The sequence below is a fragment of the Pseudomonas sp. SDO55104_S430 genome (assembly GCF_054070595.1).
Genome location: NZ_JBSVXG010000006.1, coordinates 18,840 through 29,589, shown reverse-complemented (window position 1 = coordinate 29,589; position 10,750 = coordinate 18,840). Strand labels below are relative to the sequence as shown.

6 protein-coding genes are annotated in these 10,750 nt (G+C 52.2%); 5 read left to right on the top strand and 1 reads right to left on the bottom strand.

What is annotated here, in order from left to right:
* Nucleotides 1–26 precede the first annotated feature (26 nt).
* The 3 genes from ACW9JE_RS02000 to ACW9JE_RS01990 all read left to right on the top strand — a co-directional run bounded on the left by ACW9JE_RS02000 (nt 27) and on the right by ACW9JE_RS01990 (nt 6,127).
* Nucleotides 27–1,340 carry a DUF4384 domain-containing protein gene (locus tag ACW9JE_RS02000; RefSeq protein ID WP_457431703.1) on the top strand — a complete coding sequence of 438 codons (1,314 nt, stop codon included), beginning with the start codon at nt 27–29 and terminating at the stop codon, nt 1,338–1,340.
* Nucleotides 1,337–4,309 carry a CHAT domain-containing protein gene (locus ACW9JE_RS01995; RefSeq protein WP_457431702.1) on the top strand — a complete coding sequence of 991 codons (2,973 nt, stop codon included), beginning with the start codon at nt 1,337–1,339 and terminating at the stop codon, nt 4,307–4,309. The genes ACW9JE_RS02000 and ACW9JE_RS01995 overlap by 4 nt, the downstream gene beginning before the upstream one ends.
* A 279-nt stretch (nt 4,310–4,588) precedes the next feature.
* Nucleotides 4,589–6,127 (top strand): RES family NAD+ phosphorylase, encoded by a 1,539-nt coding sequence (locus ACW9JE_RS01990; protein WP_457431701.1) that lies wholly within the window; start codon nt 4,589–4,591, stop codon nt 6,125–6,127.
* A 206-nt stretch (nt 6,128–6,333) separates the two neighbouring features.
* On the opposite strand, the gene ACW9JE_RS01985 is transcribed toward ACW9JE_RS01990, so the two are convergent.
* Nucleotides 6,334–6,693 (bottom strand): helix-turn-helix domain-containing protein, encoded by a 360-nt coding sequence (locus ACW9JE_RS01985; RefSeq protein WP_457431700.1) that lies wholly within the window; start codon nt 6,691–6,693, stop codon nt 6,334–6,336.
* 451 nt (nt 6,694–7,144) lie between these two features.
* Between ACW9JE_RS01985 and ACW9JE_RS01980 the strand changes: the two genes are divergently transcribed.
* Nucleotides 7,145–8,203, top strand: a complete 1,059-nt coding sequence (locus ACW9JE_RS01980) for an AbiJ-NTD4 domain-containing protein (RefSeq protein WP_457431699.1) — start codon at nt 7,145–7,147, stop codon at nt 8,201–8,203.
* 911 nt (nt 8,204–9,114) lie between these two features.
* Nucleotides 9,115–10,062 carry a GlxA family transcriptional regulator gene (locus tag ACW9JE_RS01975; protein WP_457431698.1) on the top strand — a complete coding sequence of 316 codons (948 nt, stop codon included), beginning with the start codon at nt 9,115–9,117 and terminating at the stop codon, nt 10,060–10,062.
* Nucleotides 10,063–10,750: the final 688 nt, after the last annotated feature.

Below are 10,750 nucleotides of genomic sequence, written 5' to 3'. Positions count from 1 at the left end.
CCAGGTCGGGGAGGGGAGGGAGCACCGTGAGAACGCTACTGATGCTGTGGGTACTTGCGTTCAGCCTCCTAGGTTGTGGTGAAGAGGCTTCAACGCCATCTGCCTCCTACTGGATCAAGCAATCTGGTGAGCGACCTAAAACGGTTGTGGTGTTTATACATGGGGTTCTTGGCGACTCGAGAACCACATGGGCAAGCCAAGAAGGAAAGCCTGGCTGGCCAGAAATCGTGTTGAGCGACCCTCTGATGCCAAGGTCTGACGTGCTTGCAGTTGGTTTTCGCTCTGGCCCCGTCCAGGAAGCCTCCAATATTGAAGAAATCGCAGTCCGGACATTGGGCTTCATTGAAGATGAAGGCGTGTTCAAGGACTATGACAACGTCATTTTTGTTGTGCACAGTTTGGGAGGGTTGGTCACCAAGAGAGCGCTGCGAATACTCCAGGCAAATCATCCAGCGGATTTACAGCGCGTCAAAGCAGTGCTGTTTTTTTCAACACCGGCACAGGGCTCGGATCTGGCTGCAATGGCTCAATGGGCCAGCAGCAATCCTCAGTTCGAGAACATGAAGCCTGCTGATTTCAATGCTTTTCTTCAAGTATTGGACAATGACTGGCAAAGCTTGAGACGAGCTCGAACCGCCGAGACGCCATTTCCTCGGGTGTTTTGTGCTTATGAGACGCTTTCCACCGCCACTTTCAAAATTGTTCCTCGGTCTGGGGCGGAGTCGGCGTGCGACAATACGCCGATTGCCTTCGATAGGGATCACATCAGCATCGTCAAGCCAATATCAGCCGACGATGAACTGCACAAGTACTTGCGCAAACGCATTGCTGAAAGCCTCGACCCGATGCTGTTGCAACAAAAAGTCTCGGTCAAATTTGTCAAATCCAATAATCAGTTGCTGGAAGAAGGTGGAAGTTTGCGCAGCGGTGAGCAGTACGCCATAGAGCTGGCGGCTCGCCGACCTGCCTGGTTCTATGTATTTGGCGTTGATAGCTCAGGGCAGGTCGATCGATATTTTCCCCATTCAATGGCGGCAGCAGAGCAAACCACTCCTATTACTTCCATTCGAATCCCCGATGATCCAAAGAAATATCTGACGCTGGACAGTACTACGGGCATCGAACGGGTCTACATTTTTGCCTTGGATAAACCGGATTCATCGCTCGCCATTGAAAGTGCGGCGGTGGGCGATCAAGCACGAGAAAAGTTAGACACGACGCTAAAAGTCTTTCGTGGTGCCTACGTCGCACCGCGCAAACCAGACAGTTCAGGTGAGACACATCTGTCAATCACCGGGCTTTCCGCAACAGACGTGTTGATGTTCGAGCACAAGCCATGAAGACCTGTTTGTGCTGGTGGCTGACGCTAGGCTTGGGGATATTCCTGGGATCGGCGAATGCAGAATCGTTTGTTCCTTCAACACCCGAGCAGGATGAAATTAACGCGTTCGGGAAATTGATACAGCCTGGTGAGCGGATAAGCACCATCCAAGTCATCACGATGCAAATATTTGCTGCCCGTTACCTGGCCTCAGGTCGCCATGAAGATGCCATGCGTGTTTGCACAGCCATTTCCAAGGGTAATGACACAGAAGGTGCTCGTGACTTCGCAACCATGTGCCTATCCAACAGCCACGTGATGGCTGGCCGTTTTGATGAGGCTGAGGCCATCATACTTAGGGCTCTGGCGGGTTCGGCTTCCTTGCACGGCGTGGCACGAAGCAAGCATGCGGGTCACCTGATACTCTTGGCCAATTACTACCGAGCCAGAGGTTTTTTCCTGCTAGCGGACAAGGCGCTGGAGCAAGCACAGAGCATCCTGGAAAAAGATGTTATCCCCTCTATTCCTGATGACGTTGCCCATGGCGAAAAGGTGAAACGTCTGAATGCGGAAGATCAGGCTCAGCTACAGGTTCTCCAGGGTGAACTGGCCGATCTGAATTCGAGAAAGACTGGCTTATCGAGCGCCTCTGGTACGGATTATCCTCCCAAGGATCAGGTCGTTCAAAAGCAGCTCGCTGACATTGATAAGCTGCTGGAGCAGACGCTCAAAAAGCACAAAGAAGTAACCTCCAGATTTCTTGATAGGGTGCAGATGTACAGCACCCTGTCGCTTCATCTACATGTTCTTCGCACGCGTTGGGAATTGACCCAGATACTTGGACAAGACGCTCAGGGCTTTACACTTCTGGAGCGTATTGCAACGTTAGCCGCTCAGTACGATGGTCAGCGATTGCAGCCTAAAGAAGCTCTTTCAGGTTATCGCTACCTCAAACAAAAAGGGGATCTGACGCAGGCTCGTGTCTATCTGGCCGCTGCCAAGTCTCAGGCAAGGGCCGATATTGGCTACCCTTCTTCACCTCTCGAGCCGTTACCGACCGTTTTCAATAATCCAGGTGCCACATCGCTATTTGGCGGTATCGACCGCAGCGCAATAGTCGCAGGAGCCTTGGTAGCGATGGGGAACGTTTACATTGAAGAAGGTAATCTCGTTCAAGCACGTCGCTTTTTGATTGCAGCGCTGCCGGGTACTGAATTTGCGTCTGGAAAGGACAGCGACAATGTCGCCGCGCTTCAGTATGACTTGGCTCGTGTGGATCGAGGAGAAGGATCACCTGGGAAAGCATTGGAGCGGTTACGCAACGCGTTTCAAATCGTTTTGATGAACGATGAGGAATCAGCGCTTTTGCCAGGAGGTCGAGCTGTTGAGCTGATGCAGACTCGTGAAAAGGTTGCGTTGGAACTCATCGACTTGCTACACGAGTCGCCAGGTTTGGTGTCCAATGACGAGCTGAACAAGATCGTATTTGCAGCGTTTCAATCTTTGCATCGCCAATCCACTGAGGCGTCCATTTCGGCTGCAAGCATGCGCCAAGCTCAGACGGATATCGCTAAAAGTCAGCTCATTGAGGCGTACCTCACCACGGGCAGGCAGTTGGCGACTACTCGCAAAACCTATGCCCAGTTAAGTGCCGGAGAAGTTAAGGCAATCGACGCACAGGAAACGGGATCGCGGCTTGCGTCAGAGCTGGAAATACAGAAAGCCAAATTCGCCGAACAGAAGATTCAGCTCGCCGCTGCGGGAGTTCTGGATGCTGCTGATGCAAGTCAAAAGCACGAGCTTGGTGATGTGCAACGGGTTTTGTCAAAACGAGAAGTGCTACTTCAGTTCGCATTCAGTTCGGATCGGGGGTACGTGCTCGCCACCACCCGAGATGAGCAGCGTTTGGTGCCTATCAAAAGAATTCGCTCGGAATTTCGAGCTGATGTAGAGACGTTGGTGCGCGAGCTTGCTCCGAACCGCGCGGACGCCCAAGCGGCAACCAAGAGCTTTTCACTCGATATTGCGCACAGGCTCTTTCAGGAGTCCCTGTCCACTGTGCTGGAGGCGTTTCCTGAAACTGAGCGATTGTTGTTAGTCGCTGATGGTGTGTGGGAAGGATTGCCGCTCAGTGTTCTGGTTGAAAAATCTCCTGGATCGTCAGTTGATGTAGCGGAGTACGACAAGGTTGACTGGCTCTTTCGTCGATATGAGCTCGCCTATCTTCCGTCTCCTGCAACGCTAAGCAAGCTCAGGGGGTTGCGTCCTACCTTGGCACGCAATGACGTTCTGGGAGTGGGGAGTCCTGATTCTCCTCTCGCGAGCTCGCCAGTACGCGGCAGTTATGTGGCTTTGCTGTTGCCACAACGCCCCGCGGATAATGCGTCTTCGATTGTTGCGGCAGGAGAGCTCGAACGTATTGGTGTCCTACTGGACGCCCATCGAACGAAAATGCTGATTGGCCCTCAAGCGACCAAATCCAACTTGATCAGTGCTGGGCCCGAAAACTATCGGGTATTGGTCTTCGCCACCCACGGTTTCCTTGCCTCTGAAATGTTGGAGCAATCCGAGCCCGCCTTGTTGATGACTGCCGCATCTGGAGAACCTGAGCCTGCATTTCTAACGTCCAGTGACGTTGCTGCCTTGCGCCTTGACGCGAATCTGATTCTGCTTAATGCCTGTAGCACGGGTGGAAGCGATGGACTGCTCGGTTCAGAAGCGCTGACAGGGCTGGCAAGTTCTTTTTTCTTTGCCGGGGCGCGATCGGTAATCGCCTCACTCTGGCCGGTGGTCGATTCCACGGCGACTAGTCTCGGTGTCGAGATGTTTGATCTCGCCGTAAAAGATCCCGAGGAGGGAGGGGCATCGTTACTTCAGCAAGCCATGCTCAAATCACTGCAGTCCGGACGTGGAATAGCTAAACACCCCGCCTACTGGGCGCCCTATGTGATGGTGGGTGACCCTGGGGTAACGCTCATTAGCCATTAGATGGACTCCGAACCTGTAGGTGAGAAGGACGAATGATGGGCTCTCCAGTTGATGGCCGGCTATAACACTCATATCCCGCCTGAATGCAGGGCGAGATGGGAATCTTCGAAAGAGCCGGCGCACAACAACGTTGAGATTTGGCCTGCATCAGGATATCGGTAGTCCATCACGGGTACCTCGACACTCGCTAAAGTACCGAGTTTGAAATGTACTCCGGGTATTTCAAGGTGTGGTATCTCGCCCTGACAGATTGGGTTTGGGCTATCAAAAGCTCAGGTGATGACCTCACCCCAACGTCCAGGTGCTTTTCAAAAAGAGCCCACGCATGCTGAAGACATTACGATGATTATCTCGAAGCGAATTTGTTGTGACTGTGTAAGGGAGACGTATCTATCCCTTGATATTTTCTCGACGGGGCCGACGACTGTTTGCGATTACTGCTCATCGAGTTTAGAAACTATCTCGCTTGAGGAACTCAGCGACCGGGTAGAGTCTGCGTTTTCTGATCACTACGTGCGCACCAGGAATGTACCAGAGGACTATGAGCAGGCATTGATGGCCGATGATGAGTCCGAGTATTTTTGGGAGCGGGAAGGCACCCATGTTCTTTATGCCATTCAAGACGCTGTAGGGTGCTCGGAAAATGCAGCCCAGGATCTGCTTGCGATCCTGTCGGAGCGCCATACCAGCTACAGCCCTGATGATATTGGAGAAGAACAGGAATTTGACCCTGGCTCGTACTACCAGGAAACCTTGCAAACAGGTTCGAAGTGGGATGTGGAATGGCGGGACTTCGAGCAAACACTTAAGACGCAGGCACGTTTCTTCAATCAAGGTGCAACACAGTTTCTCGATGAGCTATTTCAGGGATTGGATAAGCTGACTTCGCGAAGCAGCGCGTTTGGCTTCCTCCGTAAGCGCACACGAAAACCCCCTCCGATAATCGTTAGTGTGGGGCCGCGGAATCGAATAAAACACTTCTACCGAGCCCGAACCTTCCATTGCGTAGATCTGCTTAAAAAACCATTGGCGCGGCCAGATCTTGAGCTTGGCCCACCTCCAAATAATGTGGTCGTCGCCGGACGGATGAGTGCTCCAGGTATCTCGGTGTTCTATGGTGCGAGCAATCACAAAACGGCAATTGCTGAAGTCAGGCCGCCGGTGGGGAGCTGGGTGGTTGTTGCTAAGTTCAACGTAACCCGCCCGCTTCGACTGCTCGATCTTAATGCATTGGATGCGGTTCATGATCAGGGCAGCATTTTTGATCCTACCTGGAAGGAAAGACTGGAGCGTGTGGCCTTCTTGCGCCGTTTGGGATTTTTAATGACGCGCCCCGTCATGCCGGGGGACGAAGTTACCAGCTATCTTCCCACTCAGGTCGTTGCCGACTACTTGGCAAACGCATGCTCGCCTAAGTTCGACGGAATACTCTTCAAATCTGTGCAGGTCAAAAATGGCCTTAACGTGGTGTTGTTTCGGCATGCGTGCAGGTTAGCGCCCCTTGAGCTTAGAGACAGCACAAACGTCGATGTGGATTTGTTCACCATGACGGAGGAGGGAGCAGAGCCTGACTTTTGTGTGACAGCGGCCGCTATGGATGCAACGGAGCATGAACTCTTGCCGGAAATCTTTCCGGATATCTTCGGTGAGGACACGCCGACGTTCCCCTCAGCAAGCGGCGACCAGGATGGGCGTGAGCCGGCGCTAAAGGTGGATGTAGAGTCCATGCAAGTTCATGAAATCAATTGGGTGGGATTCACCTCAAGAGCACATCGGGTTCAGCGTCGATATCGGCATCACTACGGTAGTAACTTTTGAAGAGCCGCAGAGTCCTTTCAGTAAAGTTTCTCCTGGAAACAGTCTCGCAGCAGTTAGGATTGCGTGCGCTTCTGGAGGCTGATTTGCTCAAGAGTGAATAGCTTTATCTGAGGCTCTGCGCTTTTTCAGTTTGGGTATTCATCCAGCGGAAAATTTCTCCCGATGCCTATTCGCTTCTCTTTCTCGGCTGGCACGTAGGCAGGTGGCTAACGCACCTTAATCCGTATGCTTGAAGAGGGGAGGGGAATGGCAAAGTTGGCCTTGTTTTTCAGTGCGGTTGCAGCGTTGAGATCTACCGGATTCAGGTGAGCCAGGCTGATCGTGAGACCGAACTTCTTGAATACAGCTTCCAGGGTCGCGAGAGTCGGATTACCGCGATCGACCTCAAGCTGTGATAGAGCCCGCTTTGAAATTTTGCAAGCCATCGCGAATCGCTCTTGGTTCAGGCCCAGTATGTTTTCACGAAGACGTTTAACGGCGCCGCCGAGCGTCAGCTTCCCCTGAGCGACCTCATCGGCCACTGCTTGAATGTAGGCTTTGCGCTCTTCTAGGGTCATCTCTTTCATATCAATCCCTAAGCTTCAGCCGAGTCCAGATTGTGGAACGAATGCCCTTCGCGTTGCGAACACAATCCGGCCGGATCAGGAATACATCGAGTAGAGCAAGGAAGTGCTCAGTATCGCAATGTGTAACTGCACATATTTGCCCACCCATTTGTACTCAACCTGACTGGTCATTTGCATCGGATTTTGCCGTCACACTGCGTGGTCGTGAACGTTAGAGACGGGCCAATCGCAGCCACTCCAGTGTTGGATGTCGCACTATAAAAGCTAGGATCAATCAGTGTGGAAGGATCGTCTAGATTGTCGCGGCGACCCACCATGATGGACGGGCATCTTTGTGTAGAGATGTGAATGCAGGAAGATGTATAAATGGTTCAGATCAACACTTTGCTCACTCGGAGCTGGTAGATCGGGCGCTCTAACCAACATCAGCTTACGGAGCCATGATAACAGTATGCTTACGGACATCTTTGCTCAGCGCTATGTAGATAAGCCCATTTGGACAGCATACTCAGAGCTTGAGCAACGCCTTCTTAACCAAGCGTTCGGTATCGTCAAGGATGCACTGCCGTACTACGACTATAAGGGCAATAAGATAGAATCCCAGATACCGAAGTGGAAGACACTCCATGACCGGCTCGCGAGGGAGCTAGGGGTCGACGAGCTGTCCAAAAGATATTATTCGTATACCCAAAGAAACACTCTTGGTCACGACATTCCGGTCTCTGGTTGGTTTTCGTGGGATTACGTTTGTGGCAATTTCGTGAATGCTGCCTATGGCAGTCACACTGATCCTGACCGTTTCATAAAAGAGAGAATCAGCTTCGTAGAACTAGCGCTGCGGTTGCGGGGAGAAGAGATCGCGCTGGCAAATGAACACCTCCCTCAAACAATGGCAAGCGCAAGGTTGCGCGATAGGTCTGCGCGTAACAGGCTTCAACTGCCGGGAAGCTCAGCCGATGCTGTGAAAACTTGGAACGCTCGGATAAATTCTGAATTTGATAACCAGGTCAATGAGTTAAACGAACGGTTCCGTCGCGCGAAAACACCGCTGACCTACCATAATGGATTCGTCCAACTCGCGTTGGACGAAACGATAGAGCGGGTTATCGCAAAGCCCTTCTGGCTACTTGTCGCTGACCCTATTTTCAAAAATGTAGACATTGATATGAAGGAGGCTTTGGATCGTCGAGACTCTAATGACAAAGATCCAGCCATCTTTGCGGCAAAAGCACTAGAGAGTGCCATCAAGATCGTTTCTGACACCAAAGGATGGACTCGCGGGAATGAGTCAGGAGCTGCTCAGTACATCGACAACCTTATAAGCAAGGCCAATGGGAGTTACTTGGCCACTTGGGAGGGGGAGATGCTGAAGGACTATTTTCGCAAGGTTCGCAACTCGGTGATCCATGGGCCTGGATCCGAGCCGATGCCTGAGCTGACCCTGACCCAAACAGATTGGGCGATAGAGACTGCGATGTCTTGGGTCCGCACGCTGGTGAGGCGAATGTAAAAAGTGCGGCAATTTTCCTAAACCGCAACGGAGCAAAGTGATGAAACTGGCCAGCCAACCTCTCATCTCATTCGAGACACTCAACCCGCTCACTTTGTTCGTTGAGATTTGCTAGAACCAACCCCTAAAATTAATCCTTAGGTTTTCATGAAAATAGGAAGGTAGATATGACCGTTGTTATCAAATACACCCAAGGATCTGGCCCAACGTCGATCACCCTACGTGGGTGCGCTTCCGAAGCCGATGGCATAGCTCAGTTTTGGGCCATGTCACATATAAAAAACAATTCGAAAACGGCAATTGTCAGTGTTAGCTCGTACTGATTATTTGCCATACGTCATGCAAAGCTTTTCACGCCCAAGCCTCAGCAAACGGCCAAACAACCGGTCTGATGCTGTGGCTCTGCCGCAGATCAACTCAAGCGATAGGTCTAACGGAAACTATCACTTCTGGTAACTTTGGTTCGGGAACGTCCACGGTTGCTACCGCTCTCGAACGGCCGCTCGTGGCCGTTCTTTTCTGATCATGGCTGCAAAGCGTGGTGATCAATCCTGATGCAGTCGATGGTCAGAACAAATGCAAATGGCTGTTAAGTTCGAACGTGCTCGGGGGCGAGTGGAGTGCAATTTGCAACGCATGGCATCGAAATACACCTCTCTGGATATCCTACCTGCCAAGAAATCGCATGCTCGCCTCTCGATCCGACATCAGCGCAATAAAACGCACTAGCTCATAACTAATGAAGGGTGGTAGTGCATCAAAATGCGCTGCTCGAATGCATCATTGTCGCGGTGTTTGTAAAAAGCCATGAAAGGTTCCGGTGCTGATGGATTGACGGCGCGCCCGTCAACCGTGGCGTTGAACCACGGCTCCCGTTAATCTGAGTCTCAAAAAGCTGGAGCTGAGCTGCCATGTATCGCGTTGGTTTTTTTGTTTGCCCGGGTCACGATGCCTTGGATCTTGCAGGGCCACTATCAGCATTCAATCTGGTAGCAAAAGCTGTTGGGCATAAACCGTACGAGCTCCATGTCGTTTCGCGTGCTGGGGGAGCAGTGATAGGCAACTCCGGTTTACCAGTCCAGACCACTCCGGTTGGCAAGGAGATCTTTGACACGGTAGTTTTTGTAGGTGGCGAAATCGACCCCATGCAGACAGCGGACAACATCGCCGCTGCCAAGCAATTGGCTTCAAAAGCCTCCCGAGTTGCAAGCGTATGTACAGGTGCATTCTTGCTCGCAGAAATCGGTTTGTTGAATGATCGACGTGCCACCACGCACTGGTACCACGCCGAGGAACTGCAATCGCGTTTTCCTCGCATCAAGGTGGAGGGGGACAATATCTTCATCGAGGACGGTCATGTCTGGACGTCGGCGGGCATAGCCTCTGGAATCGACCTGGCGCTCGCCATCATTGAGAAAGACATGGGGACGGCGGTCACGAAAGATGTCTCCAGATTGCTGGTCGTTCCTTATCGCCGGCCCGGAGGCCAATCGCAATTCTCCGCGATGTCGCAAATGGAGCCAGAATCAGATCGCATTCGTTTAGCGCTGAAGTTCGCCAGAGAGCATTTGGCCGAGTCGTTGCCTATTGAGAGGCTCGCCGATGCGGCAAGGTTGAGTCTGCGACAATTCAGCCGGGCATTCCGCCGCGAAACAGGTGAAACACCGGCTAAAGCGGTAGAGCGCTTGCGCGTCGAAGCAGCGTGTTTGCGTCTGCAAGAAGGTAGTGAGCCAATCGAGCAAATCGCTCAGGCAGTGGGCTTCACCGACCCAGAACGGATGCGCAGAGCTTTCGTTCGTCTGCATGGATATTCGCCACAATATGCCCGCCGTGAAAATCGAATGAATGGCGAACACTGATAGCTCAATCTTCGACTGGATGCCGGCATGATGCCATTCGCTGAGGGCTGCTTCATTGCGGCGAAGCGACGAGTCGGTGCAGTACCATCAAGCAGCCTGACGGTCGGAGAAGAGTCAACCCCGCATCACATGGGCAAAACTTGCCTCTCGATCCCTTGTAGATAAGATGAGCAAATAAGACTTGTCGAAGTGTTTGCCGATGGCCTGACGACGAAAGTTCTTAGCAAACCGTCCAGCGTGAAAGTGCGATAGATCACAGGCTTCCGATCCATCGTCTCGATCGCATACATCATGCCGATTTGTTGACTGTGCAGTCTGAGGATCGGCTCCTGCAATCAGTCGGAGTAGGGGCTTCCCTTCCATCCACACGCCATGCCTGAGTCAGGCGCATGCCGAAATGCATTGAGAGGGCGCAGTAGTCATCGAACGCAATGCCGCTGCGATCGGCCTCCAATCGCAGGCGGTCGTAATCGCTTTGATGCACTGATATCTGTAGTCGTACCTTCAAACGTTTCTGCATGTGGGGCACCGATTTTCTGACTTTGGTCGGTTTGCCGACAATAAGAGACTGCAGGTAAACACCCTCAAGCTTTTTAGCCTCGACACAGTGCGGGAAGAATCCTGCAATTGACCCAGTTTGGCTAAAAGGAGAGTACGACGCGCAGCATGCTTCAAGCACAGCGCGACT

Excerpts from the sequence above, each read along its gene's own strand:
- ACW9JE_RS01990 (WP_457431701.1), top strand. The coding sequence starts at position 4,589 with ATGACCTCACCCCAACGTCCAGGTGCTTTTCAAAAAGAGCCCACGCAT.
- ACW9JE_RS01985 (WP_457431700.1), bottom strand. The coding sequence starts at position 6,693 with ATGAAAGAGATGACCCTAGAAGAGCGCAAAGCCTACATTCAAGCAGTG.
- ACW9JE_RS01975 (WP_457431698.1), top strand. The coding sequence starts at position 9,115 with ATGTATCGCGTTGGTTTTTTTGTTTGCCCGGGTCACGATGCCTTGGAT.
- ACW9JE_RS01995 (WP_457431702.1), top strand. The coding sequence starts at position 1,337 with ATGAAGACCTGTTTGTGCTGGTGGCTGACGCTAGGCTTGGGGATATTC.
- ACW9JE_RS01980 (WP_457431699.1), top strand. The coding sequence starts at position 7,145 with ATGCTTACGGACATCTTTGCTCAGCGCTATGTAGATAAGCCCATTTGG.